At 60.9% G+C, this 25,802-nt stretch carries 22 protein-coding genes and 1 pseudogene; 5 read left to right on the forward strand and 18 right to left on the reverse strand.

The genetic code is table 11. The features are described 5' to 3' along the window. Window positions 1–100: 100 nt before the first annotated feature. The 8 genes from rsmA to cysG form a co-directional block, all read right to left on the reverse strand. Complete coding sequence (gene rsmA / locus GOB82_RS01895; protein WP_166118911.1) at window positions 101–940, reverse strand: 16S rRNA (adenine(1518)-N(6)/adenine(1519)-N(6))-dimethyltransferase RsmA; 840 nt, start codon at window positions 938–940, stop codon at window positions 101–103. Then, window positions 937–2,283: a peptidylprolyl isomerase gene (locus GOB82_RS01900; RefSeq protein WP_166118913.1), complete on the reverse strand. Its 1,347-nt coding sequence runs from the start codon at window positions 2,281–2,283 to the stop codon at window positions 937–939. The genes rsmA and GOB82_RS01900 overlap by 4 nt, the downstream gene beginning before the upstream one ends. A gap of 80 nt (window positions 2,284–2,363) precedes the next feature. Next, window positions 2,364–4,691 carry an LPS-assembly protein LptD gene (locus GOB82_RS01905; protein WP_377792165.1) on the reverse strand — a complete coding sequence of 776 codons (2,328 nt, stop codon included), beginning with the start codon at window positions 4,689–4,691 and terminating at the stop codon, window positions 2,364–2,366. Window positions 4,692–4,697: 6 nt separating this feature from the next. Then, window positions 4,698–5,810 (reverse strand): LPS export ABC transporter permease LptG, encoded by a 1,113-nt coding sequence (gene lptG / locus GOB82_RS01910; RefSeq protein ID WP_166118916.1) that lies wholly within the window; start codon window positions 5,808–5,810, stop codon window positions 4,698–4,700. A gap of 17 nt (window positions 5,811–5,827) precedes the next feature. Beyond that, on the reverse strand, window positions 5,828–6,973 hold the full coding sequence (gene lptF, locus GOB82_RS01915) for an LPS export ABC transporter permease LptF (protein ID WP_166118917.1): 1,146 nt from the start codon (window positions 6,971–6,973) through the stop codon (window positions 5,828–5,830). 179 nt (window positions 6,974–7,152) lie between these two features. Next, on the reverse strand, window positions 7,153–7,980 hold the full coding sequence (locus tag GOB82_RS01920) for an aldo/keto reductase (RefSeq protein ID WP_166118919.1): 828 nt from the start codon (window positions 7,978–7,980) through the stop codon (window positions 7,153–7,155). 130 nt (window positions 7,981–8,110) lie between these two features. Then, window positions 8,111–9,790: a porin gene (locus GOB82_RS01925; protein WP_166118921.1), complete on the reverse strand. Its 1,680-nt coding sequence runs from the start codon at window positions 9,788–9,790 to the stop codon at window positions 8,111–8,113. A 445-nt stretch (window positions 9,791–10,235) separates the two neighbouring features. After that, a complete protein-coding gene (cysG, locus tag GOB82_RS01930; RefSeq protein ID WP_166118924.1) occupies window positions 10,236–11,645 on the reverse strand; it encodes a siroheme synthase CysG in 1,410 nt (469 codons plus the stop codon). A gap of 173 nt (window positions 11,646–11,818) precedes the next feature. Here cysG and GOB82_RS01935 point away from each other — a divergent pair, with 173 nt between their 5' ends. Next, window positions 11,819–13,621: an ABC transporter ATP-binding protein gene (locus GOB82_RS01935; protein ID WP_265793867.1), complete on the forward strand. Its 1,803-nt coding sequence runs from the start codon at window positions 11,819–11,821 to the stop codon at window positions 13,619–13,621. Beyond that, window positions 13,608–14,297 carry a GntR family transcriptional regulator gene (locus GOB82_RS01940; protein WP_166118926.1) on the forward strand — a complete coding sequence of 230 codons (690 nt, stop codon included), beginning with the start codon at window positions 13,608–13,610 and terminating at the stop codon, window positions 14,295–14,297. Before GOB82_RS01935 ends, GOB82_RS01940 begins: the two co-directional genes overlap by 14 nt. A 90-nt stretch (window positions 14,298–14,387) precedes the next feature. Here GOB82_RS01940 and minE read toward each other — a convergent pair whose 3' ends face one another. The 3 genes from minE to minC all read right to left on the reverse strand — a co-directional run bounded on the left by minE (window position 14,388) and on the right by minC (window position 16,371). Beyond that, entirely contained in the window at window positions 14,388–14,717 is a 330-nt protein-coding gene (gene minE / locus GOB82_RS01945; RefSeq protein WP_166118928.1) for a cell division topological specificity factor MinE, read from the reverse strand. After that, complete coding sequence (gene minD / locus GOB82_RS01950) at window positions 14,714–15,529, reverse strand: septum site-determining protein MinD (RefSeq protein WP_166118930.1); 816 nt, start codon at window positions 15,527–15,529, stop codon at window positions 14,714–14,716. Before minD ends, minE begins: the two co-directional genes overlap by 4 nt. 143 nt (window positions 15,530–15,672) lie before the next feature. Next, window positions 15,673–16,371 (reverse strand): septum site-determining protein MinC, encoded by a 699-nt coding sequence (minC, locus tag GOB82_RS01955; RefSeq protein WP_166118933.1) that lies wholly within the window; start codon window positions 16,369–16,371, stop codon window positions 15,673–15,675. Window positions 16,372–16,547: 176 nt separating this feature from the next. On the opposite strand from minC, the gene fzlA reads away from it, so the two are divergent. Together fzlA and GOB82_RS01965 are read left to right on the forward strand one after the other, a co-directional pair. After that, window positions 16,548–17,216, forward strand: a complete 669-nt coding sequence (gene fzlA, locus GOB82_RS01960; protein WP_166118935.1) for an FtsZ-binding protein FzlA — start codon at window positions 16,548–16,550, stop codon at window positions 17,214–17,216. Window positions 17,217–17,221: 5 nt separating this feature from the next. Continuing rightward, window positions 17,222–18,445: a BaiN/RdsA family NAD(P)/FAD-dependent oxidoreductase gene (locus GOB82_RS01965; protein ID WP_265793872.1), complete on the forward strand. Its 1,224-nt coding sequence runs from the start codon at window positions 17,222–17,224 to the stop codon at window positions 18,443–18,445. 6 nt (window positions 18,446–18,451) lie between these two features. Here GOB82_RS01965 and rsmI read toward each other — a convergent pair whose 3' ends face one another. After that, window positions 18,452–19,429, reverse strand: coding sequence for a 16S rRNA (cytidine(1402)-2'-O)-methyltransferase (gene rsmI, locus GOB82_RS01970; protein ID WP_166118937.1), 978 nt, complete (start codon window positions 19,427–19,429; stop codon window positions 18,452–18,454). Between rsmI and GOB82_RS01975 the strand changes: the two genes are divergently transcribed. Then, window positions 19,417–20,868: a penicillin-binding protein activator gene (locus GOB82_RS01975; RefSeq protein WP_166119654.1), complete on the forward strand. Its 1,452-nt coding sequence runs from the start codon at window positions 19,417–19,419 to the stop codon at window positions 20,866–20,868. The genes rsmI and GOB82_RS01975 overlap by 13 nt on opposite strands. 110 nt (window positions 20,869–20,978) lie before the next feature. Here the strand turns inward: GOB82_RS01975 and GOB82_RS01980 are convergent, their stop codons facing one another. The 6 genes and pseudogenes from GOB82_RS01980 to GOB82_RS13620 form a co-directional block, all read right to left on the reverse strand. Then, window positions 20,979–22,622: a tetratricopeptide repeat protein gene (locus GOB82_RS01980; protein ID WP_166118940.1), complete on the reverse strand. Its 1,644-nt coding sequence runs from the start codon at window positions 22,620–22,622 to the stop codon at window positions 20,979–20,981. A 131-nt stretch (window positions 22,623–22,753) separates the two neighbouring features. Next, on the reverse strand, window positions 22,754–23,344 hold the full coding sequence (locus GOB82_RS01985) for a CarD family transcriptional regulator (RefSeq protein WP_166118942.1): 591 nt from the start codon (window positions 23,342–23,344) through the stop codon (window positions 22,754–22,756). 88 nt (window positions 23,345–23,432) lie between these two features. Further along, entirely contained in the window at window positions 23,433–24,308 is an 876-nt protein-coding gene (locus GOB82_RS01990) for a bestrophin family protein (RefSeq protein ID WP_166118945.1), read from the reverse strand. A 565-nt stretch (window positions 24,309–24,873) separates the two neighbouring features. Beyond that, on the reverse strand, window positions 24,874–25,146 hold the full coding sequence (locus GOB82_RS01995; RefSeq protein ID WP_166118948.1) for a hypothetical protein: 273 nt from the start codon (window positions 25,144–25,146) through the stop codon (window positions 24,874–24,876). Between the two features lie 29 nt (window positions 25,147–25,175). Next, entirely contained in the window at window positions 25,176–25,421 is a 246-nt protein-coding gene (locus tag GOB82_RS02000) for an SDR family oxidoreductase (RefSeq protein ID WP_166118950.1), read from the reverse strand. A 61-nt stretch (window positions 25,422–25,482) separates the two neighbouring features. Beyond that, window positions 25,483–25,632, reverse strand: a pseudogene (locus GOB82_RS13620) (helix-turn-helix domain-containing protein); the annotation flags it as partial. Window positions 25,633–25,802 lie beyond the last annotated feature (170 nt).

Consider the following 25,802-nt stretch of genomic DNA (forward strand, 5'->3'; position numbering starts at 1 on the left):
TTTTTGTTGGGAGGCTACTTTTTTGAGCCGTGAGCCGTGAGCCGTGAGCCGTGAGCCGTGAGCCTGAAAGCCTGAAATGAATGTCGGGGGGGGGGGGCTTTCAGCCCTTGGTGGAGAGCGCCAGATGCGTCCGGGCGAGGCTGTCGAACTCTGCAATGCTGAGGGTTTCAGCGCGGCGGGTGCCGTCAATGCCGGTTTCAGCCAGCAGGCGCTCGCCTTGCAGGCTTTTCAACGAGCCACGCAGCATTTTGCGGCGCTGGCCGAAGGCGGCAGCGGTCACGCGCTCCATGGCCTTGAACAGGGCAGGGCTCGGCTGTTCCGGGTGCGGGGTCAGGCTGGCAACGGCGGACCAGACGGCAGGAGGCGGAGAAAAGGCCCCCGGCGGCAGTTTCATGACAATATCGCACCGGGCGCACCACTGGGCCAGAACACCCAGACGCCCGTAATGGGAGGTGTCTGGCTGTGCGCAGATCCGCTCCGCCACCTCGAGCTGAAACATCAGGGTCAGTCGTTCCCACGCCGCGCCCTGACGCAGCCAGCCCACCAGCAGGGGAGTGGCCACGTTATAGGGCAGGTTGGCCACGATATGGCGGGGGGCAGGGCAGAGTGCTGTCAGATCCTGTTTGAGGGCATCATCTTCCACCAGACGCAGGCGGTCTGGAAAAAATGAAATCAGCTCACGGATGATTTCAGCCGCACGCGGGTCCAGCTCCACAGCGGTGACAGATGCCGCCTGTGTGCCCAGCAAGGCGCGCGTCAGCCCGCCGGGGCCGGGGCCGACCTCCACCACATGCCGTCCGTCAAGCGGGCCTGCCAGTGCGGCAATGCGGTTGGTGATGTCAGGGTCAAGCAGGAAGTGCTGGCCAAGAGCCTTGCGGGCATCCAGACCATGGCGGCTGATAACGTCCCGCAGGCTTTCAAGGCCGGAGAGGAGCGTCATACGCCCTTCAGCTTGATGCGCATGTCAATCATGGCCTTGCGGTGCAGGTCGCTATCCAGCTGGCGGGCGGTCTGTTCCACGCGCTCATTCATCAACTGGTCGGCAATTTCGCTCGGCGCGCGGTCCGCAAAGTTCTTTTCCTTCTTGGAGCAGACCATGATCAGGTCAATGCCGTCAGTGGAAACCAGCGGGCGGGAAACCTTGTTCAGCGGGAGATCAGCCAGCAGGGTGCGCATCTGCTCGTTCATGCGTTCGAGCTGAAGCTCGCCCGGATCAGACGGGCGCTTTTCACCGTTCTGCTTGTTGATCTCGCTCATCTCGTCACAGGAATGGACGGTTTGGGAGATCTTGATGGCTTTCTGCAGGGTCTGCTGCTGCTGCGGTGTGACCTGCTGCGGGTTGAGCGGTGTTTCAAACGGCAGGAATGCCTGCCGGACCGTAATGAGGTGCCCCGGCTGGTGCCCGATAACGCGCTTGCCGTTGACCGTGATGATCACAAAGCCGCCCGGAACCCTGATGGGGTTGGAAATGGCCCCGATCCCTACAGGCATCTGCCGGACCATGGCAATCACGGCGGGGTCCAGCTCATCTTCCTGCACCCAGCCCATGGAGCCACCGTCAAGCGCGGTCTGGCTCTGGGAGAACTGGGCGGCAACAATCGGGAACGGCGCGCCCTTGCGCAGTTCCTGAATAATGGTGTTGGTAAAATCCAGCTCTTCTTCAGCGTGGCGCGGGTCTTCAACCTTCACGAACACTTCGCTCAGATTGTATTCCGTGCGGCCATCCTGCCGTTTCAGCGCCTCTTCACGCTGTGCGATTTCTTTGGCGGAAACACGGCCATGCGAGCCGAGATCCTGCCGCAGAACCTGAACCCAGCCAATCTGCACGCGGAGCTGGTCGATCAGCGTGGTCAGGGAGACGCCATCCTGAGCCAGGCGGTTGCGCAGGGCGTTTTCCGGCATACCGTTCCGGCGCTCGATCCCGGCAATGGCTGCGGCAATCTGTTCGGGCGAGATGTTGATGTGGCGTGTCAGGATTTCCTGCGTGCGCAGGCGTTCATCAATCAACTGGCGGATAATCTGCGGGCGCAGGCGCTTCATCAGCTCGGGGCTGACCGGCAGCCCGGTGGAGAGGGCGAAGAGCTTGCCGCGGTTATCCACATCACGCTTTGTCAGCGGGATGCCGTTGACCACGGCGATAATCATGTCATCCGGTTCTGGAGCCTTGGCCGCGGACTGGGAGGCGGAAGAGGCCTCATGCGCCTTGTGAGAGGCTGCCTGCACTGCTGGAGACAGGGCAAGAGCCGTAAGGGAGCAGGCCAGGGTAAGAGAGCGCAGACGCATGCAGGACAGTCTTTCAGCTTTCGGCCGGAGAAGGAGAACAGTCTCTGATACCGGAGACGGCGCAATTTTTGAAGCAGTTCTCATTTCAGGCCAAACGCCCCCAGCGTTTTGAAGCTGATGGTGAACAGGTAGGTGGAGTTACGCTGCTGGCCACCAATGGACGTGTATTGTTTGAGATACATGAAATCAAGGCCGAAGCAGTCGTTGCTATAGCCGATATCGCCCCCCATGGAGACGAATTCCTTGCGGGAGAGGCTGCGGCGGGCAAAGCCGGACAGGTGCCAGTTGGCCCAGTCTGTCGAGAAACCGCCGCTCAGTTCGTTGGTGCGGACGGAATAAAGCTGGGTCGGGCCGTAAGAGCGATAATCCGTTGCGTAGTAGTAGTAGGGTGTCACGGGTTCATACACATACCCGCCGCGGATACGGAAGTGCGGCACCCCGGCGCTGAAGAGCGCATCCCCGAAGTTGAATTGGGAGGTATAGGGGTCAAGGCGCATACGGGCCGTGAAGTCAAAATACTGGTTGGGGGCAACGCGGGCGCGGGCCACCACGTCTGACGCATGATGCGTCAGGCCCGAGTAGGGCAGGCGATCATGGGTAATATGCTCCTGGAAGCTTTCACCGGCCAGAAGGTCAACTTCGTGCCCGTTCCATGTCCAGTTTGCGTGGAGGCCCACATTGCCGCGCAGGCCGCCGTCCAACCTGTCCGTCCCCTGATAGCGGTTGAGCGAGAACAGTGTTGAGTCCGTGAACTCATAGGCAAGGCTGTCTTCATTCGGCATGAAGGCGTTCATGCCGGCACCGGTATTGGGCGCATAAATGGCCTGCACGATGGGTTCGATAATCTGCGTGCCGCGCCCATGTTGGAACATACGCACAAACGGCCAGTTGGTTTTCAGGGCGATGGTGGGCAGAACCTGCCCGCTCACCTTTGTCAGGCCGGTCTTGTAGTAGTTGGGCTGCTGGTAGAGCTTGCGCGCCTGATAGATCATGGAATCCAGATGCAGCGTCAGCAGGAACTGCTGGCCCAGACGGTTCGTGAAGGGGCGGTCCCAGTTCAGGGCAAGCTGCCCGCGGATGTCGGACGTGCCGTTGGTGCGGCGGACGTTGAAATCCGTGGTGGACATGCCAAAGCGGCCGCCCAGGGCATCTGGCTGGCCGAGGAAGCTGTAGCTGTAACGCGGCAGCACGAAGGGCAGGTCACTGTTGCGGATAACGCCCTGGTTCAGCCCCTGATAATACTGCGCATCCACACGGCTGTAGGCCCCGGTGCCAAAGCCTTCCAGATAGACATTGGAATTCAGGGTTTCCGAACCATAGCCCTGCACGCGGTAATCGCGCATGTAATCCGCCGAGGTGGCCAGATTGATATTGGCCCCCACGCGCCAGTATTTGTTGATGGAGAACCGGCCATTGGCAAAAATATAGCCCTGCATGCCGTGGCCATTGCCACGCCCGACAGGATCACCAAAGCCGTTGGTGTAGCTTTCAGAGCGGTGCGTATCATAAGCGATACCACCCTGAACATTCAGCATGCCGAAGTTGAAGAGCTTTCTGTACTGCGCGCTGAGCTGCGGGCCGGTCTTGGTGGAAAACAGCGCCTGCACCGTAACGTCTGAACTGTCATCCAGCACCCAGTAGTAGGGGATGGTGAGATACGTGCCCAGATAGCGGTCATGCGGCGTGATGCCGGGCATCAGGAACCCGCTGTGCCGTTTGGAGGAGGGGTCCGTCATGGAGAAGTAGGGCAGATACAGGACCGGAACGCCCAAGATATCGATATAGGTATCCCGGAAATCAATGCGCTCATGCTCCAGATCCTGCGTGGCATCATACGCACGGAACTGCCAGAACGGGGCGCGTGTCTTGTCCTTTTCGCAGATTTCGCAGGCTGTATAGACAGCGCGGCTCATGACGTTGACCTTGCCGCCCGTGCGCCGCATGCCGTTGGCGGCAAGCTTGGCGTTTTCCGGCAGGGTGGCGTTCACGTGCAGCATAATGCCATCACGCATGTTGCCGGTCAGTTCCGCATAATTGGCGTACAGCACCGAGCCATCGGGCTGGACTGTCGCGACATTGCCGCGGGCCGCCACAATGCCGGTGTCGCGGTCGTACACAATCTTGTCCGCCCGCATGACGTGATCACCCTGCCAGACCTGCACATTGCCGGTCCAGGTTACGGTGTTGGCGTGATCATCATAATCAACGCTGTCCGCCTGGAAGGTTGCGGGCTCATCCGGTGAGGTTTTGCTGCCTGTATTCAGGTGCATGGGCTGCGGCCGGAACTGGGCATGCGCCGCACGCGGCGGGGCAACCAGAATGCACGCAGTCATGCCCCCCAGTGCCGTGGCGGCAACAAGGGTGCGCCGGCGATGTGGACGCCGGATACGGGAAGGCCGAGAGGCCACGGTCAATCAGCCATCCTCCAGGTGAAGAAGCAGCGAAATGGCGAGGCAAAGCCCGGCAACGGTGGGAGCCCATGCCGCCAGAACGGGGGGAAGGGCGCCGGAGTTACCAAACTGCTCCGCAACTTTTGACACCGTGAAAAGCAGAAATCCCGCCGCAACGCCAGACCCGATCATCTGGGCCACGCCGCCGCGCCGCGTTGGACGCATGGAAAAACCTGCCGCCACCAGAGCCATTGTGCCCGCCAGCATAGGGAGTGCAAGCAGAGACTGGAAGTGAATCCGGTGCCGGACGGAAGAAAATCCTGAACGGTCCAGCAGCGCGATAAAGCTGGGCAGCGCCCAGACCGAGAGAGTCTCGGGTGAAGAAAAACTTTCCTGCACCCGGCTCACGGTCAGATCTGTGGGGATAGTCATCTGCCCCGCCGGGCGCAGAAGTTCATTGGGGCGGACTGTCTGGGTGTTTTCCAGCAACCAGACATGGTCACCCAGCACGCCTTCCGGAGATTCGATTCGTATCATCAGCTTGGCATCATGATCCAGCCGGAAGATGCTGATGTCATGAATATGCAGAACGCCCTTCTCAAGCTGCACGCCACGGGCATGCAGGATGGCCACACCCTTGGGGTCATACTGGGTGTCGGACTGCCGCAGCCAGAGGGAGCCGCTGGACAGGCTGAGTGGCCCGCCCCCGGTGCGCAGATATTGCTGGTCCAGTTCTTCCGCCCGGCGATACATGGCGGAGGAAAGAGGCGAGACCAGTGTGGTGGCAATGGTGCCGATCAGCATGGCGCAGGCCAGCGGGCCGGCCAGAAACTGCCAGGCGGAAATACCGGCGGCCCGCGCCACAATCAGCTCTGAAGAGCGGGTGAGCCGCCAGAAGCAGATAATGCCCCCCAGCAGAATGCCGAAGGGCAGGATTTCCACGGCAAAATACGGGATATGCAGCCCGGCAATTTCTGTCACCACATTGGTGGAGACATCGGGCCGGGTGGCCACGCGGCGCAGCAGGTCAATGAAATCGAACAGGCACACAATGCCGGTGAGAGAGGCAATCATGGCCAGCACGGAAAACACGAACTGGCGGGCGATGTAGAGCGAGAGCGTAACGGAGACAACCATCGGCGGGGCGTTCTTCCTCAGGCCGTGCGGGCACGTGTGCCCGGAAGAAGTTCCGGCACAAATAGAATGGCCGCACAGACCACACCCGGCAGCAGCGCCACCAGCGGGATGAGCGGAATGAGTACCATATTCCGGCTGGCAAGGTTTTGCAGCAGCAGATTGACGGCCAGCAGCCCCACCACGCTGAGCACGGCCGCCAGCGGCCGCTTGATATTGCCGTGGCGGGAGAACACGCCGCGCAGCACGGCAAACAGTCCGACCATGGCGAAGGAGAAGCAGGTGAGGGGGGATGTCAGCCTGCGCCAGCCTTCCACCTTGAACTTGCCGGTATCACGGGAGGAGACCTCTTTCGGGTCCGGGTTCAGCAGTTCATGCAAGGACATTTCCGCCGCATCGCGGAAGCGCGCATCCTCCTGATGGGTGGAGGAGAGATCCATCGAATCCTGTTGAAAGACCAGCATGTCGAGACGCCCCGTTTTATGGTCAATCACCTGACGGGAGCCGTCATACAGGATGACGCGGGGTGTGTCGTTGACAATCATCATCGTGCCGCGCTCAGCCAGAATGGTGGCGCGGTTGTTGGGCTGCCGGTCATCTTCCACCACAATGCCATGCAGGGTGCCATCGTGGCTGCGTTCACGGATATAGACAGTCATGACATCAGAGACTTTAGTGAAGACACCTTCCTGAAGCATGAACGCGGCCATCTTGTTCCTGATCTGGAATTCGAACTGCCGGAAATGGTGGTAGGAGGTCGGCACGATCCACAGGTTGAGCATGAAGCCGAGAAGGGAGGCCATGACGGCGCAGGCCAGCCCGGGCCGCGCCAGCGCGAGCGGGGAAAGTCCTGCGGCGCGCATCACGGTCAGTTCGCGGTCTCCTGCCAGACGCTGATACACGAACAGGCTCACCACAAAAGTCGTGATGGGCAGCACCACCGCGACAAAGGAGGGAATCAGCAGGCTGGTCAGCTCAATAAAGACCCGCAGGGACAGCCCGCGATCCACCACCAGCGACACAAAGCGCAGGGATTGCATCAGCCAGATAAGGGCGGCCAGCCCCCCTGTGGTGGCCAGCAGCGCAATCAGAAGCTGATGGAACACGTACCGGTCTAGAGTCGACAGGTATGACTTCAGCCATGATGGAGATGAACGGACGGTCATATCTGCCTTATCTACCCCCTCTCCCGACAAGGGCAACTCCCCGGCAGCCGGGTGAACCCATGCGAGACGTATCACATGGCGTGGTCATGCGTCACTGATATGGCGGAAAAGCGCTACAGGCCGGGCTGCGGCCTGCTGGCAGGGGGCATGGAAGCGGGGGAAATCAGGCGAATAAAAATTTATTCTTCACTGTGAGTGTCCGGGTTGCCCCCCAGACGGTTTCCGGCTTCGAGGCGTGCGAAGGCCGCGAGGTCCGCCTCGTCCAGTTGGAAATCAAAAACACTCAGGTTGGCCGCCATCCGGTCCGGATTGCCTGATTTGGGGATGGGGATGATGGTGTTCTGGATAAACCAGCGCAGTATGATCTGGGCGGGGGTGCGGTTATGCTTTTCCGCCAGCGCCATGATAACGGGGTTGTCCATCAGCCCCTTGCCCAGCGGCCTCCAGCCCTCGGTGAGAATACCGTGCCGCGCGTGGATGCGGCGGAGCTCGGCCTGCTGGAAGTCGGCATGAAGTTCAATCTGGTTGACGGCAGGCGCCACGCCCGTTTCCTGAATCAGGCGCTCCAGATGCGCGGGCTGAAAATTTGAAACGCCAATGGAGCGCACCCTGCCGTCTTTCTGCGCGGCAATCATGGCTTTCCAGCTTTCCACATAAAGGTCTTTTTCCGGCAGCGGCCAGTGGATGAGGTAGAGATCCACATAGTCCACATTCAGCCGCCGAAGGCTTGCGTCCAGCCCTTTGAGGGCGGCGTCATACCCCTGCTCAGCCCCGCGGAGCTTGGTGGTCAGAAAAATATCTTCCCGTTCGATCTCAGAGGTTTTCAGGGCGTGGCCAACCCCTGTCTCGTTTCCGTAGCTGGCGGCGGTATCAATCAGCCGGTAGCCGGTGAGCAGCGCGGCCTGTACCGCTGTTTCTGCGTCCTGATCATTCATGGGGTATGTGCCAAACCCCATGGCAGGAATTTTGTACCCATCATTCAGAGTCAGAAGGGGAGCGGTGGACATGGGGGCGTACTCCTTGAACGCTGCCGGAAACAGACCCGCCGCCCTGCCTTCAGGCCCGTGAGGGGTGAAGGCAGGGCGGTTTTTTGCACAACGCTCTGGCCGCCGGAATGTTTCAGCAGGCAACCAGTCTTCAGAAGAGCAGGATGACACCGCCGGAGGCTGAGTTATCACTTTCCTTGTTCGGCCCGTGGGCAGCGGATTCCGTGTGGGCATATTCGGCAACAAGGTTCAGCCAGTCGGTCAGGCTATAGTAGGCCGCCCCGACTTCAGACTGGTTGCGGCGGACCAGCAGCGTGCTGTTTTCCCCCGGAGCCTGATAGAGATTACTGACACCATAGCTGCCGACCAGTTTGAATTTCTTGGTGAAATTATACATGGCCTGCACGTAATAGCCTTCAGACGCGCGTTTGCGGCCATTGTTGGCAATCCCGTCAAAGAACAGGCCCGTGGTGCCCAGCCCGCTGCCACGGTAGTAGTAGGCGACACCCTGAAAGCCTTTGTAGGTGATTTTGGTGCCGATTTCTCCGGCTTCCACCATGGCGCTGCGGCGGCTGGAGGCATCCAGATCCGGGCTGGTGAGGGCCTGCTGGTGCTGCACGAGGAAGCTGGCCCAGATGCGGGTCTGAACACCCCCGATGTTGAAATCGTATGTGCCCTTGCCCTGCACCATGGGGGAGGAATGCTGGGAGGAGGAGGCGGAAAGCGGCCGCCCCGAGGAATCGCCCCCGGCAAAATTGAATTCATCAAGCGGCTGGAAGACGCCCACAGACCCCTGAAGGCCATGATAGACCGGAGACATATAGGAAATCTGCGGAATCCAGTCCGCATAGACATACCCGACACCAATACGGCCCAGTGATGTGTTGCCCGGTGAGGCATTGCTGCCAGTGGACCCAACGCTGAGCAGGGTGGCGTCGTTCAGGATGGCATCGCTGCCGAAAATGGCGAGGTCACGCCCGATCTTGACCGTGCCGAAGCTTTTGGTGCCGACCGTGACATAAACCTGACGCAGATCGATACCCGCCGTGCCAAGCCCGACGGGGCTGCCGCCGGTATTGGCGTTGAAGGCGCCGTTCTTGGCGTTGTCCACACCCGGATACATGCCCAGCACGGCAGACATATCAATGCCGGACTGGGTGGTGCTCAGCTTGAGAATGAAGCCTGCGGGCAGGAGGCCGTTGCGCACGGATGAGGAATCGAACCCGCTGGAGCCTGTCGAGACACCACCCGCCACGGGGCGGCCGCCGGCGGGGCTGTTATATGTGTAAAAGCCGTTCACAAAGCCGGAGAAATTGATGTCGATCGGCCCGGCCTTGAACGTCAGCCCCTTGCCCGGAACATATTTGGCAACCCGGACAACGCTGGCGCTGTCCAGCGCATTTTTGGTGGAGAGCATGGCCTCCTGAGCGGAGCGGGCACTGGCTTCCGCACGGTCTGCCGCCATCTGGGCGCGGGTGGAGGCATCCTCCGGTGCGCCGGGGTCAAACCGGATACCATCCTCATAGCCTGAGCCGACAGCATGCCGCCCCTGCGCCGCATGGCGCGTGACAGAGGCACTGGCCGTGCGCACGGAGCGCGAGGCCGCGCGCGTGGCGCCGGATGGCGCAGCCGCCGCGGCGGAGGCTGCACGGCTCAGATGTTTGGCCAGAAGGGTGTCGTGTTCATGCTTTGTCAGGCTGCCTTTGGCTTGCAGGATGTCCAGCAGGTCACTGTAGTCATCAGCCAGAGCAGAGGGTGCGGTTATGAATGGCGCACAGGCAGCGGCTGTTACAACAGCCGGTAAAAAAAGTGCCCGTTTTCTCAATGCCATAAAAGTCTGCTCCTTCACGTCTTCCGCATATCTCTGGGAGATCGGGCTTCTCTCCGTCAACACCTGATGAGAGTGGTTTTCTGGCATGCAACAGAGCGGGAAAAGCGGGCCGGGGCGGCAGGGCGGCGGGCCGTATGCGGGCGGGCAGGGGGCGCTATGGCGGCTCGGATCAGGCTTGCGCCGAGCGCATGCGTGCGGCACGGGCGGAGGGTCGCAAAAAGGCGTGCGCGTAATTTCGTTTTGTTATCAGACTGTTACGGGGGAGTGCCTGTCCTGTTATAACGATATTCAGGCGAAATAATTTCCGGAAAGACCGGCTACAAGCCCCTCATCAGGGTGAAAAGAGGTCTGTCCGGATAAGGCGTGTCAGGTCGGGAAAATTTGAAAACCCCCTGATCCGGCCCCTGTCAAACGCAGCAAAATGCTAACTAAGGTCACGCAGTTGTTATGAGCCGGAAGGCAGTGGAAGCACCCGATGCCGCACAACCTCACCGATGATGACAAGGGCAGGGCTGCTCACATGGGCTGCGGCAGCCTGTTCGGGCAGTGTTGTGAGGGTGCCGGTCAGAACACGCTGTTGGGGGGTGGTGCCGCGTTCCACAATGGCGGCGGGCCAGTCCGCCGGCAGGCCGTGCGTTACGAGCTGGGCGCAGAGCAGCGGCAGCATGGCCAGCCCCATATAGATCACCACGGTCTGGCTGCGCAGGGCGATGGTTTCCCATGCCAGATCCAGCGTGCCATCCGCACGGGCATGGCCGGTAATAAACAGGCAGGCCTGCGCGCAGTCCCGATGTGTGAGGGGGATACCGGCATAGGCCGCGCATCCGTTGGCGGCGGAAATGCCGGGGATGATGCGGAAGGGAATCCCGGCCTCTGTCAGGGTTTCAATTTCTTCCCCGCCACGACCGAAAATGAAGGGATCTCCTCCCTTCAGGCGCAGGACACGTTCCCCGGCTCTGGCGCGGCGCACCAGCTCGGCATTGATCTCATCCTGCGGCAGGGTGTGCCGGTTACGCTGTTTGCCAACAAAAATCAGTTCAGCATCCCGGCGCACATAATTGAGGATGTCCGGCCCGACCAGATTATCATACAGAACGGTATCGGCATCCTGCATCAGGCGCAGGGCGGCGAGGGTCAGCAGATTCGGGTCTCCCGGCCCGGCCCCTACCAGCCAGACTTCTCCCTGCCGGGTATGGCCTTCCAGCAGGCGGTTCAGTTCCCTGTCTGCCGCCTCTGTCTGCCCGCTCATGGCCAGTGAGCCGCCAGAGCCATCCAGAAACCGTTCCCACACCTGCCGCCGGTCAGACGGGTCCGGCAGGCGTTCACGCAGGGGCAGGCGGGCTTTTTGCATGAAATCCGCCAGCAGATGCAGCCCCGCAGGCAGGATTTCCTCAATTTTCGCCCGCAGGCGGCGGGCCAGAACCGGGGCAGCGCCCCCTGTGGAGACGGCCACCTGCACCGCGCCACGCGTGCTCAGTGCGGGGGTGATAAAGCTGGAATTGGCCGGGTCATCCACCGAGCAGACCGGTACGTTGTGCTGCTGGCACAGCTCCGCGAGGCTGCGGTTCAAGGTGGGATCATTGGTTGCGAGATAGACCAGACGGCAGCCGGGCAGGCGGAGGCGCACATCCTCTTCAGAAACCAGCCCCTGCACATGTGTCAGAACGCCATCATCGGCCATCTGCCGGAGTTCAGGGCAGAGTGTGGGGGCCAGGAGTTCAATCCGTGCTCCGGCAGGCACCAGCAGGCGCACTTTATTGGCGGCAACATTTCCGCCACCAATCACGAGAACACGGGCTTCGTCCAAGCGAAGCATGATGGGAAACCAGCTGGTTTTCTGCGGTGACGTCTGCATGAGTCCATGAGCAAGCAGGCTTGGGCGCAAGAGGCAAGCGTCAGACGCTACCAGCATGCAAAAAAAAGCTTTTTTAATCTTTCCGGGCTTCTGTGGAAGAGTGCCATGATGACGCCGTCTTCAAGAGGGAAAGGGGGCGGAAGACAGGCGCGGTAACGTGGAGAAAAGGCGCAGTGGAAGAAGACAAAACGAGTGTGGTGCCGGACCGGGAACTGCATGTGTATGCAGGGCGGCCCGTGGCGTTTCTGCTACGATATATGCGTAACCGCACGGTGGGGCACGCCATGGTGTTCGGCTCGGTCGGACTGGCCATTGGCTGTGCTGTCCTGTCGTCCTACGCCGTGCGGCATCTGGTGGATATCATGACAGCCACCGCGCATGATGGCCCGGTGGCGGCGGTCTGGCAGGCTGTGGCTGTTCTGGCGGGCCTGATTGCCATGGATAATCTGGGCTGGCGGATTGCGGGCTGGTTTGCCTCCCGCACTTTTATTGAAATGACCGGCGATATCCGGCGTGACCTGTTCCGGTTTCTCACTGGCCATTCCCCGGCCTATTTTTCCGAGCGGATGCCGACCTCTCTGGCCGCGCGCATCGCCACGGCGGGCAATGTCTGCTTCACCATTGAAAATCTTCTGGCATGGAGCGTTCTGCCGCCTGCGTTGAACGTGCTTCTCTCCGTAACGCTCATGCTCTCCGTAAGCTGGCTGATGGGGGGCGTTACGGTTGTTCTGGCCGCGGCACTCTGCCTGCTGATGTTCCGTCTGGCCGTACGCGGCCGCGCCCTGCACGGGGAATATGCCGCGGCGGCTGCGGGGCTTGAGGGCGAAACTCTGGATGTGATGGGCAATATCGCTCTGGTGCGGGCCTTCGGGATGCGCACGCAGGAGCGCCAGCGCTTCAACACGCTGGCGGGCCGGGAAATGGGCGAGCGGCTTCGCTCCCTGCGCTACATGGAAAAGCTGCGGATGGTGCATGCGGTGCTGACAGCGGTGCTGACAGCCGGTCTGCTGATCTGGGCTGTGCTGCTCTGGCAGCGTGGGGAGGCAAGTGTGGGGGAGGTGGTCATGGTCATCACCCTGGGGTTTGCCATCCTGCACGGCACGCGGGATCTGGCGATGGCGCTGGTGGAAACCATTCAGCACAATGCGCGGCTTTCTGAAGTGCTGTCTTCCCTGCTGGTCCCGCATGACATGCCTGATCGGGATGACGCCGTACCGCACCCCGGCCCTGTGCGCGGGGATATTGTGTTTGAGAATGTCGGCTTCGCCTATCCGGGCGGGGCACGGGTGCTGGATGGATTTAACCTGCATATCACCGCCGGGAGCCGGGTCGGGCTGGTGGGTCGTTCCGGGTCAGGCAAAAGTACGGTTCTGGCCCTGTTGCAGCGCCTGCGCTTTGTTCAGGAAGGCCGTATTCTGATTGATGGAGAGGATATTCGTGATCTGACGGATGATGGTCTGCGGGCCTGCCTTTCCATTGTGCCGCAGGATGTTTCCCTGCTGCACCGCACCGTGATGGAGAATATTCGCTACGGCCGCCCGGATGCACCGGATGAGGCCGTATACGCCGCCGCGATGGCCGCAGGCTGCGTGGAGTTTATTGAAGCCATGCCGCAGGGGTTCCAGACTCTGGTGGGGGACCGTGGGGTCAAGCTTTCCGGTGGCCAGCGGCAGCGGATTGCCATTGCGCGGGCCTTCCTGCGCAATGCGCCCATTCTTGTTCTGGACGAAGCCACCAGCGCGCTGGACACGGAAAGCGAGGCCCATGTGCAAAAAGCCCTTGAGCGGCTTATGGTTGGCCGCACTGTCATTGCTGTGGCGCACCGGCTTTCAACCTTGCAGAATTTTGATAGAATTGTTGTGATGCAGGACGGTCGGATTGTAGAGGATGGTGCGCCTGGCCAGCTCGAACAGCAGAACGGCCCCTACAGGAATTTTCTGAACAAGCAGGTAACCCATACGAATGATGTTGCATGATGATGCATCCGGTCTGGAAACAGACCGCCCGGCGGCCAAGGGCGCGCTGGCCGCTTATGCCTATCAGCAGATCAGGGAGCGCCTGATTCTGAGCACCTATAAAGGCGGAGAACGTCTGGTGCTGCGTCCGCTGGCGGCATCCCTCAAGCTCAGCCCGACTCCCGTGCGGGAGGCATTGCTGCGTCTGGTGTCCGAACAGGCGCTGGAGCTGGATGACCGGAACACCGCCCGCGTGCCGGCGCTCTCGCGTGAAACTTTTCTGGAAGTGCACACCTTGCGCGGAGATCTGGAAGAACGGCTGACGCGCAATGTGGCGGAGCGCATTCTTCCCGAGCAGATTGCCGTGCTGGAGGCCCGGCATCAGGCCTTTATTGACGGCTATCTGGCGGGAGACCCGCACCAGTCTGCGGTCGGGAACGCGGCGTTTCACAGCGCGATTGCCGATTTTTCCAGCCTGAGCATTACGGCGGGCATCATGCACCGGCTGTGGGCGCGTATTGGCCCGTTTTACGCGGGCACCAACGGGCTGCCGCTTATCAGCCCGGTGGAAGTGGAGCACCCCCACATGAAGCTGCTGGAGGCGTTCCGCCGGCGGGATGCCGGGGCTGCTGTGGACGCTATCCGGGAAGATTTCAAGCAGGCGCAGTTCTGGCTGGAGCCGCTTCTGCCCGCCTGAGGGATTTCTGGATTTTTCTGTGTGAGAGAAAGAAAAACCCGGCGCGCCAGATGGCGGGCCGGGTTTTTTATGCGGCGGAGCCGGAAGGCTTCAGGCCTTTTTGGCCTCAAGCGCGGCATCCGCTTCGGCCGTGCGGGCGGCCAGGGTTGCGCCCGGTTTGATGTCGGTCAGGCCCGGCACTTCCACATCAATTTCGAGCGTGGAGCAGTGCGCGCCGCGATCAAGCTTGATCTGGACCTTGTCCTGATCCACCGTGACATGCCGTTTGATGACTTCCATGATCTCGCGGTGAAGCTGGGCCAGGAGGTCATCCTTGCCATCACCGCTGGAAATCCGCTCATGGGCAAGAAGGATCTGCAAACGGTCCCGCGCGACGGGGGCGGAGGAGCGACGCTTGAAAAGCGTGGAGAGGAAGGTCATGCGACTCTCCGTTTAAACAGCCAGTCGAACAGGCCTTTGCGTTCCGTGGGAATGGTGACTTCCAGCTTCTCACCCGCCAGACGCCGTGCGGCATCGTTATAGGCGCGTGCCGCAGCACTTTCGGGCTCAGCTATCGTAACCGGGGCTCCCACGTTTGAGGCCCGCAGCACGTCGCCGCTTTCCGGGATGATGCCCAGAAGCGGGATGGAAAGAATTTCGAGCACATCGTCTGTGCCCAGCATGTCACCGCGAGAAGCGCGCTGCGGGTCATACCGGGTGAGGAGGAGATGCTTGTCCATCTTCTCCCCTTTCTTGGCTTTCTCGGTCGTGCTGTCCAGCATGCCGATAATCCGGTCACTGTCACGCACGGAAGAGACTTCCGGGTTTGTGACAATCACGGCCACATCGGCATGATACATGGCCATCTGCGCGCCGCGCTCAATCCCGGCAGGGCTGTCACAGATCACCCAGTCAAACTTCTTGCGCAGTTCATCAATAACTTTCGCAACACCCTCAGCCGTCAGGGCATCCTTGTCCCGCGTCTGGGAGGCGGGCAGGAGGGAAAGGGAGGGAACGCGTTTGTCCTTGATGAGCGCCTGAGCCAGATTGGCATCGCCCTGAATGACGTTGATGAGGTCAAACACCACGCGGCGTTCCGCACCCATGACCAGATCGAGGTTCCGCAAGCCGACATCGAAATCAACCAGTGCAACAGTCTGTCCGTTTTTGGCCAGTGCTGCACCCAGTGCTGCGGAGGTGGTGGTCTTGCCTACGCCACCTTTTCCGGACGTGACGACCAGAACCTTTGACATCCGTATTATTCCTCATTTGGTCTTAAGGCTGCGTTTGCCATCATCAACTTCATGACAGCGGTATCTGTGCGCAACCTTACAATCTGTTGTCAGAAATGAAACGCAGAATATTCACCTGAGGTGAATTCTTTTCCCCCGAAGTGTTAGATCAGAGGAAAAAAAGCAAGTGTTTCTCCGGAAAGGGCAACCTGAGTGGGTTTACTTGTCTGGCTTGCGTCCATTTCTTCGGCTGTTGCGTAAAAACCGTCAATAGCAACCAGCTCGGCTTCCAGTGCGCGGGTGAAGATACGGGCATCCGCATGGCCACCAATGCCGGCAATGGCCCGCCCGCGCAGGGCGCCATAAACATGGATGGAGCCACCCGCGGAGACTTCAGCGCCAGACGCCACAGCGCCAAGAATCACCACATCACCATCCGGCCAGACCACATGTTGGCCGGAACGAACCGGGTTTTCAACAATCAGGGTGCGGGAGACAGGGGCTTCCGGCGCTTCTTCTTCCGGCACCGCCATCTCGCCAGAGGCGCGGCCCCCGACAAAGCCTTCAGGCCAGTCCCAGCCTTCCACAGCAGGCCAGGAGCGGTCTCCTCCCTCAATACCGATCACGCGAATGCCGCGTTCTTTCAAGGCAGGCAGAAGGTCGGCCAGATGCGGCGTTTCCTCAGTCAGTGTGCCCAGATCAAGAATGATCGGCTTGCCCGCGAAAAAACCGGCGGAACGGGCAATCTGGTGGTCCAGTGCGTTCAACCAGTCTTCCAGCGGGGCTTCCGGCGTCAGGGTGAGTGCCAGAAAAGATCGGCCGGAAATGCGGATACGGGGCAGGGGGGGTGTCGTGGCGGACAAGGACGTGAGATCTCGCTAGCGTAGGGTCGGACTGGAATGCGAAACGCAGTGGTACACGCTTGACGGCCTGTCTGTCGAGCATCTGTACAGACCCTGCGGGTGCCTTTTTGAGAAGTGATCTCTTACGGCCTTTTTTCCCTCTGGCGCGTTCGCGGACAATGTCATAAATTTGTCTGATGCGTACGCTTTATCATCTCCCTCTCTCGCCCTACAGCCGAAAAATCCGTCTGGTTCTGGGTGAAAAACGTCTGCCGTTTGAAGCTGTTGTGGAACGGGTGTGGGAAGAGCGCCCGGAATTCCTGGCTATGAATCCGGCAGGTGAAGTGCCGGTTCTGGTGGAAGATAACGGGCTGATTGTGCCGGATTCCTCCGTGATCTGCGAGTATCTGGAAGAAGCCTATTCCGATACGCCGCTGCTGGGCCGTACGCTGGCCGAACGGGTGGAAGTGCGGCGGCTGGTTGCATGGTTTGACGAACGCTTTGCGCAGGATGTGTCCGGCCGCTTTATTGGCGAGCGTGTGATGAAGCGCATCAGTGGTCGCGGGAATCCGGATGGCACTGTGCTGCGTGAAGGCTATGCCGCCATGAAGCCGCACCTCAAATATATCAATTTTCTGGCGGAAAACCGGAACTGGCTGGCAGGGAACTTCCTTTCTCTGGCCGATTTTGCCGCCGCCGCTCACCTCTCCTGTCTTGATTTTATTGGTGATATTGACTGGTCCAAGGCCCCGGCGGTGCGAGACTGGTATGCCCGCATGAAATCCCGCCCCTGCTTCCGCCCGCTTCTGGGGGATCGTGTGTCCGGCATTACGCCGCCGGATTATTACGCCAATCTGGATTTCTGAGCAGCGTGACGTTTCATAAAGGCGGCGATGCCGCGCGGCGTGCGCCTGATGTCCTGATTATCGGGGCGGGTGCCGCCGGGCTGATGGCCGCGTTCACGGCGGCCCGGCGCGGGCGGCGTGTGGTGGTGCTGGACCACGCACCGGAGGTGGGGCGCAAGATCCTGATTTCCGGTGGTGGGCGCTGTAATTTTACCAATCTGGATATGCGCCCCGAGCGCTTTATTTCCCAAAACCGGCATTTTGCCCGTTCTGCGCTGAGCCGTTACAAACCCGCGCAGTTTCTGGAGCTGCTGGCCGCGCATAACATCCCCTGGCACGAAAAGAAGCTGGGGCAGTTGTTTTGCGATCATTCCGCGCGGGATATCGTGCAGATGCTGCTGGCTGAATGTGCGGCGGCGCATGTGACTATCCTGACGGATGTGCGCATCACGGATGTCAAAAAGCCGCTGGATTTCCATGTGGAAACCTCTGCGGGGACATTCACCAGCAAGGCTCTGGTGCTGGCCACGGGCGGCCTGTCCATTCCAAAACTTGGAGCAACCAGCTTCAGTTATACGATTGCCCGTTCATTTGGTCTGCCAGTTATCTCCCCGGAGCCAGCACTTGTGCCGCTGGTTTTCGGGCAGGCGCAGGAAAGCTGGGTGCAGACACTGGCCGGTGTCTCGCTCCCGGTGCGGGCCTCCTGCGGAAAGGTGGGGTTTGATGAAGCCCTGCTGTTTACGCACCGGGGGCTGTCCGGCCCGGCGCTCCTGCAGATTTCCTCTTACTGGCAGCCTGGCGAGCCGGTGCGGATCAATCTGTTGCCGGGTGAAGACCTGAACGCGCTTCTCGCCGGGTTGAAAAAAGCCAAGGGGCAGATGAAAGGCCCCGCTGCCCTCAGCCGCTGGCTGCCGCAGCGGCTGGCGCAGGAACTTGCCCGGCAGGGCGCGCCGGAAGACCGCCCCGTGGTGGAATGGCCAGACCGCACACTGCGTGCACTGGCGGACCGTGTTCACCGGCTGGACCTGCACCCTACCGGGACGGAAGGCTTTGCCAAGGCTGAAGTGACGCGCGGCGGCGTGGATACGCACGCGCTCTCTTCCAAAACCATGGAAGCGAACACCGTGCCAAACCTGTATGTGATTGGTGAAGCGGCGGATGTCACCGGCTGGCTGGGTGGCTATAACTTCCACTGGGCGTGGGCCAGTGGCCACGCGGCAGGGGAAGCATTGGGGGCAAGTGCGGCTTAGCCTGGTTCAGTCCGCATCTTGCTGGTCTGCCGCCAGTTCCAGTGCGCGGGCATAAACCGTGCGGCGCGGCAGCCCGATGGCGGTGGCGGCAAGGGCTGCGGCATCTTTCACCGAGTGCGTGCCCAGCAGGGTGCGCAGGGTGGTGTCCAGATCATCCGCGCTGCTTTCTTCCGATTCCGCCGGGCCGAGAAGCAGGGTGATTTCACCCCGGGGCGGGGTTTCGGCATAGAATGCGGCAAGTGAGCCAACCGGCCCGCGTTTGACTTCCTCAAAGCGTTTGGTGAGCTCCCGCGCTACGGCGCAAGGGCGGTCTTCCCCAAAAATTTCCGCCATGTCGGCCAGCGTGTCCGCCAGACGGTGCGGGGCTTCATGCCAGATCAGGGTGCTGCTAAGGCCTGCCCGTTCCGCGGCGCGCAGTTTGGCAAAAGCCTCCTTGCGCGCGGCGGAGCGTGGCGGCGGGAAGCCGATAAACAGGAACGGATGCGGCGGCAGGCCGGAGAGCACCAGCGCGGTGAGGGCCGCATTGGGGCCGGGGATCACCGTCAGCGGCAGGTCCGCATCAATCACGGCCCGTACCAGCCGGAAGCCGGGGTCGGACATCAGCGGCATGCCTGCGTCTGAAACCAGCGCCATGCGTGCGCCCCCCTGCATACGCTCAATCAGGGCCGGAACGCGCTGGCGTTCGTTATGCTCGTGCAGGGCTTCCGTGCGGGTGCTGATGTTGCGGTCAGACAGCAGGCGGGCTGTCATGCGGGTATCCTCGCACAGAACGAGGTCAGCTTCGGCCAGAGCTTCCGCTCCGCGTATGCTGAAATCCCCCAGATTCCCGATTGGGGTCGCGACGAGTGTTAGGCCGCCCGTATCACCGGAAGAAGAGAGGGCATGACGCGGAGCCTTTCCTTCGCTATGGAGTGGGGAGGTCCGGTCATAAGCTTCATCAGGCCGGTTGTTTGCGGAGGACGATCTGGATGGTGACGCGCACATATTCTTTCCTGTCAGGGGCCTCCACGCGAGGTCTGGCCGGAAATGGCGCAGGACGCAAGGCCGGAATGGTGGTTTTGGGTGCGGTTGGTTTGGCGCTTGCTGGCTGTGCGGACCAGTCCGGCACGGGGGGGGCTGCGGTTCCTTCTGAGCCGAAGGCGGCGAACAGCCATAAAATTGGCGTTCTGCTGCCGCTCAGCGGGCCGAATGCGGCCTTGGGGCGTGAACTCCTGTCTGGTGCGCAACTGGCCATTTCAGAGGCCACAACAGGGGCGGCCACAGCACAGGGGCAGGCCGCAGGCCTCCAGATGGATGTGCATGACACGGCTGCCGCAGGCGGTGCCGCTGCTGCCGCAACGGCCGCAGCACAGGCGGGGGATGGCATTATTCTCGGGCCGCTGACCGCAGTGGATACCGCCGCCGCTGCTCCCGCAGCACAGGCTGCCAGCATGCCGGTTCTTGCTTTTACCAGCGATGTCAATCAGGCCCGCCCCGGTGTGTGGGTTATGGGCATTACCCCGGAAGATCAAGTGGAGCGCCTGGTGGATATGGCCCGCAAGGAAGGGCGCCATCGCTTTGCTGCCTTCCTGCCGGATAACCCGCTTGGTCATGCTCTGGGGAATGGTTTGCTGGCCTCCTGCCGGGATCAGGGCCTGACGCCGCCCACTATTGTGTATCACACAGCCAGCACGGCCAGCATCACGCAGATGATGCGGGAGCTTTCCGCCTATGATACCCGCGTGGCGGATGCGAAATCCGATGCAGGGGCAGCCCCCTCCGGCACCGCAGCAGACCCGGCAGCGCCGCCTGCGGCGGATACGGCTGCGAATGGCGCGGACAAGGACCTGCCGTCCGATCTGGCAGCAGCTCTCAACAGCGGGCGCGATGCCGCCGGGGCATCCTCTTCCGGTGCGGCGGCACAGGCATCGGGGCAGGGGGCAGGGAAAACCACTCTCGCTCCCCCGCCGTTTGATGCGCTGCTGCTGGGGGATACCGGCCTTGGCCTGAAAAACGTGATCGCGGCGCTTGGCGATAGTCAGGTGTCCTCCGCCAGTGTGCGGGTCATGGGGCCGGGGCTGTGGGCGGCATTTGCCAGCAAGCTGGGGGCGCTGAAGGGCGCATGGTACGCCGCGCCGGACCCTTCGTCCCGTCAGAGTTTTGTGACCCGCTTCATGGCGCGGAACCACCATATGCCGCGCCCGCTGGCTGATCTGTCCTATGATGCCGCGACAGTCGCAACCACGGTGGCCCGTGTGGCTCCGCATGGGTATCCGGTCGATGTGCTGACCCGTCAGCAAGGGTTTGCGGGTGTTAATGGCCCCTTCACCCTGCTTCCGGATGGTCGTGCGCGCCGTGCGCTGGGCGTGTTTGAGGTGTTGGGGAACGGTGGCGGTGCCAAACTGATTGTTCCGGCTTCCACCAAAAGTGCTGTTTCGGGCTGAAGCCTGAAACCTGAAAAGGGCAGGCGGGGGGCAGCTGGAGAAAATTCCGGCTGCCCCGTTTTTTTATAGGCTTTCCAGATGTGCGGGCTTTTTGCCCGCGCAGGCCCCGTTCAGGCCCGGTATGCCGCCATGGTGCGGAGTCGATCCGCTACTTTCCCGACCACATCTTCCCACTTCCGGGGTGTGGTCTGGCGGATGATACGCAGGGTGGGGTACCAGGGGCTGTCTTCCCGTCCATGCTGCCAGCGCCAGCAGTTATCGTAGCGGTCCATCAGCAGCACGGCCTTGCCAAGGCCACCCGCCAGATGGACAGAGGACGTATCTACCGAGACAATCACATCCAGCGACATCATGAGTGAGGCCGTATCATCCATGGTATGGAGTTCATCCGTGGGGTCATACAGCGTCATGTTGCGCGGCGGGTCCAGCATCTGCTCCGCGTAAGGGCCTTTCTGCATGCTGATGAGATTGATGCCCGGAATACTGCCCAGCGGCTCCAGTGTTTGCAGGCTCATGGAGCGTCTGCGGTCCACCATGTGCGGGCCGATCAGATTGGGGCGCGGTGCGCCCCCCCAGATCAGCCCGACATTCAGCTTGTGATTGTCAGGCAGCAGTCTGGCAAAAGCCCGGACCTTCTCAGGGCCTGCTTTCAGATACGGAACGGGAGCGCCCATGGCATCAGCCGTCGCGGCAAAAACGCGCGGAAGGCTGATAAAGGGGCAGTGCCAGTCATAAGGCGGGACATCCCCCCCAACCTGCACGGTGCCCGCCCCTTCAACGCGGCGGCAGATCTGCTCCAGCGTGTCCGGCACCCACAGATGCACATGCGCCCCCCGGCGGGCCAGAGGCTCCACATAGCGCAGATACATGAGCGTATCGCCCAGCCCCTCCTCCTGCGTGACCAGAACGCGCTGGCCTGAAAGGTCTGTATCGGGGCCGAGGGAGGGGAGCAGGCGGTCCTGCGGCAGGCTGCTGTGGCCCGGCAGCTTGAGCCGCCATTCATGTTCCGCCCAGCCCTGCGCGAAGCGCCCGGCCTTGAGCAGCGTGATGGAGTGGTTCAGCCGGATCTGGGCATCTGTCGGGCGGTAGAAGATCGCACGGCGGTAGAAATCCAGCGCCTCTTCAAACCGGCCTTCTCCGGCAAGGATACAGCCGATGTTGGAGAGCGAGCCCGCATGCTCCGGGTGCGCCGCCAGCACGCCTTCCAGCACGGCGAGTGCTTCCGCCATGTCTCCGCGTTCCGCCAGGGCCATGGCCAGCAGATTGTAGGAATAGGTTGCGTTGGGGCGCAGGGTGGTGGAGTGCCGGAGCAACTCCACGGCTTCATCAAACTGCCCCATCTGTGTCAGCACGTTGGCCAGAACATCATAAATCCGGGCATCCTGCGGGGCGAGATGCAGTGCCGCACGGCAGGTTGCGACAGCATCCGGCCTGCGGTCCAGTTCCGCCAGAATATCGCTCAGCTCCTGTAACGGGTGAACCCCCGCCGGATTTTCCCCGGCAACCTCACACAGGATGTGCGCGGCTTTTTCCGGCTGGTGCAGCCCTGCCAGACAGAAGGCGTACAGAAGGGCGGCCTTCTGTTCCCCGGACCCGATATAAGGGCTCAGAGCGGCCAGAGTTGTTTCAAAATGCCCTGCCTTGATCTCGCCCAGTGCGCGGCGCAGCGTGGAGGGATCTGGCCGGACGGGAACTGAAGCCGCAGGGGATGAGGCGGGGGATGAGGCCGGGGAGGGGGAAGCTTTGCGCGTCATGGACTACATATGTATCCCGCTCCCGCAGGCCTGAAAAGCAAAACAGCAGCAGCCATGAAAAAACCCGGTGCAGCGTGGGCCGGACCGGGTTTTTTCTGTCAGTCGGGATCAGGCTTTCAGGAGCAGGCGCCTCAGGCGGCCTTCATGACTGCCGTGAGGGATTCCAGAACTTCGGTAGGGTCTTTTTTCTCAAGAACCGCTACTTCAGCCACAAACCGTTCCTGTGCTGCTTCAAACAGCTTCCGTTCACTGAAGCTGCCATCCAGACTGTCCACATTGCGGCGCAGGTCACGCAGCACCTCGGCAATCTGGACCAGATCACCCGAGTTGATCTTTTCCTGATAAGCCACAGCGCGCCGTGCCCACATGCCCTTGCTGACATGCGGCTTGCCTTTGATGATGGCCATGGCCTTATCCACAATCTCGCGCGAGACGATTTTGCGCAGACCAGCCTTGCGGGCCTTTGTCAGCGGGATACGCAGGGTCATCTGGTTGCCGGGGAAGGAAATCTGGATCACTTCCAGTTTCGTGCCGGCAATCTCATCAATGCCAATACGGTCCACACGCCCCACGCCGTGGGCGGCATAGACAATGGCGTCTCCTTCCTGGAAGGGGTCGTCGTCTTTAATTCTGGTTTTGGCCTGTGCTGCGGTTGTTGCGGCGGCAGTGCGTGCCATTGCGTCTGTCACGCCGCCTTTCGGAGTTGTTCTGAATGTGCTCATAGCTGATGCTTATACCACATTTTCCTCAGCCTGTCTTGCAAAACGGCAGGCAGGCTTTGATGCCAGATGAAGCGGGCCAGATGTATGCTCAGGGCTGGATGCCGTTTACCGCCGTGATGGGCGGCGGCGCGGGCAGGCCGGTGGGCTGCATGACATCGATTTCAATGGCGCGGGCCATAGTGGCCATGGGCAGCGCGTGCGGTGTGTTGGCAAAAGGCTCCTGAAGGTCACTCGCACTTTTGTCGAGCACCAGAAACAGAATGCCAACCAGTGATGAACCCAGAGGTGTGATCCACTCCAGTGTCTGCACCATGGAAAGGGGCAGAACAATGCAGAAAACATTCACCAGAGCACGCGGCAGGGCGGAAAACTGCATGGGCAGCGGGGTGTTGCGAATGCGCTCAAGCCCGCCCTGCGCATTGGCGAGATCGGAGAGGATGCGGTCAATCTGGCCATGCACCGCGCCATCAATCCCTTTTTTGGCAACTTCCTCACTCACGCCAAGTCCAAGCTGATAGAGAATGGCATTGGGCTGGTTGCGCGCCCCTGCAATGGCCTGTGCCATTTCCGGCGGCAGCAGGCGATTCACATCTGTCGAGACATCAACATTGCCCAAGGCCCCCCGCAGCGCGTACGGATAGGCGGCAATACCTTTGATGAGGTCCGGCCTGCCGCCGAGCAGGGTGCCCACCTGACGGGCAAAGGAACGGCTGTTGTTGGTAATGGCCCCCCACAGGGTGCGGGCCTCCCACCAGCGGGCATAGGCGCTGTTGCTGCGGAAGCCCATGAACAGGGCAAGGGCGGAGCCGATCAGGGATGTGGGCAGGCTTGGCTGCTCCATCCATTCCTGATGGAAGACCTGAAACAGGATGACCACGATGAAATCCCACGCAGTCATGAGCAGGATAACACCGACAATTTCTTTCGTGATGATGCGCAGGCCGATCCTCTGGTCAACGATCATCTCTTCAATCTCCGTTCTCTCTGGTGGGCGGAGCAACGCCCCGACCGTGAAGCACTGGCGCCGGACGGCGCAGGCAAGGCGGCCAGCCCTGCCTGCAAACTGTATAGCACAGATGCGCATATAGCACGGATAGGAGGCGCGGCATCCCCCGAAAACTGTGCAGCCCGGCAGGAGGCACCGGCACGGCTCTGCATCGGGTGCGCCGCCTGCGCCGGGTGTGCGGGCAATGCGAGCACGTTTAGCCTCTCAGGCCGCGCACTCCGTGCAGAAGCATCGGACTGGTGTGCACAGTTTCATGAGACCTGATGTTATACGTTGCAGGTCTCCTGATTCGGGGCAGGTGAGAGCCGCTCGGCTGGCTTTTGGTTCGGCTGGCGTTGGCCGGGGCTTTATCCGGGTATTCTGCCCTAGTGAAGAGATTTTGAAAACATCTCGAGACTTATTTCCGGTTTCCCAAGCTCTTTCCATGTCTGTCCCGCATGGAACGAATCTTCATGATTCCCGAAATAGGAAAACAGATGCACGATGAATTTCATTTTCGGACTGAAAAGGCCGATCATCCGGATCACCCAGAGAGGGGCCACGCGAATTTTAAGTGTGGGGTCATAGTGCCGGGATTTTGAAAGGCCTTGACCACCATCTGCGCGTAATCGGTCACGCTGATCCAGTAAATCCTGACCTTTGTATTTCCGATCCACTGGAGAGCGCGTCCGTTGATCATGTTCGGCACCATGTTCTTCCTGATGCTCTTCAGTGCCGGAGGGTAGACTCCCAGCGCCCCGATCTTGGCAATATACTGAATGTCCAGCCCTTGCGCGGCGGTTATCAGGTTTCGCACCCCCTCCCGTTCTTCGTAAAAAGGGAGGCTCAGGTCTGCCGTTTCGGTCGCAAGATTGAGGTAGAGCGCATCCACCCCTCAAGGGCGGCGCGCAGGCCTGAAACGTTCCGTAAATCTCCCTGAACGATCTCGATCGAGGCCGGAAGCATTTGTCTGGCCGTCTCTGGAGAACGGACAATCGCCCGCACCGCGAAGGTTTTTGCCAGTTCCGTGGCAACCGGTGCCCCAAGGCGGCCTGTCGCACCGAAAATGCCAATTTTTCTGATGGGTCTCATGCGCTTTCCTTTCCGATTGAGGTCAAGATCATCTTGAGTTTTTCCGGGTTGTAATGCCGTTCTATGGCGTAGCCTCGGCGAGAAGGCGGCTGCCGACCGCATTTGCCGCAACGCAATGGGCTTCGAGTTCGGCATACAGAGCCTCCTTGCCCGCAAAATGCCGGTAGAGGAGGGCCTCGGATACGCCTGCGGCTTTGGCGATTTCCTTCGTCGTTGCGCCTTCTCGCCCGAGCTAGGCAAAAACGGGGGCGGCTGCCGATAAAATTGCCTGCTTGCGGTCAGATGCGGGCAGTCTTGCGCTTCGTGGGGGCATGGGGTCTCCTTGGAGACTATTAGTAAGTACTCACTTACTTGCAGGCTTACTTGCAGGTCCCATGAAAC

It is taken from the genome of Acetobacter farinalis, from assembly GCF_011516935.1.
Classification (GTDB): Bacteria; Pseudomonadota; Alphaproteobacteria; order Acetobacterales; family Acetobacteraceae; genus Acetobacter; species Acetobacter farinalis.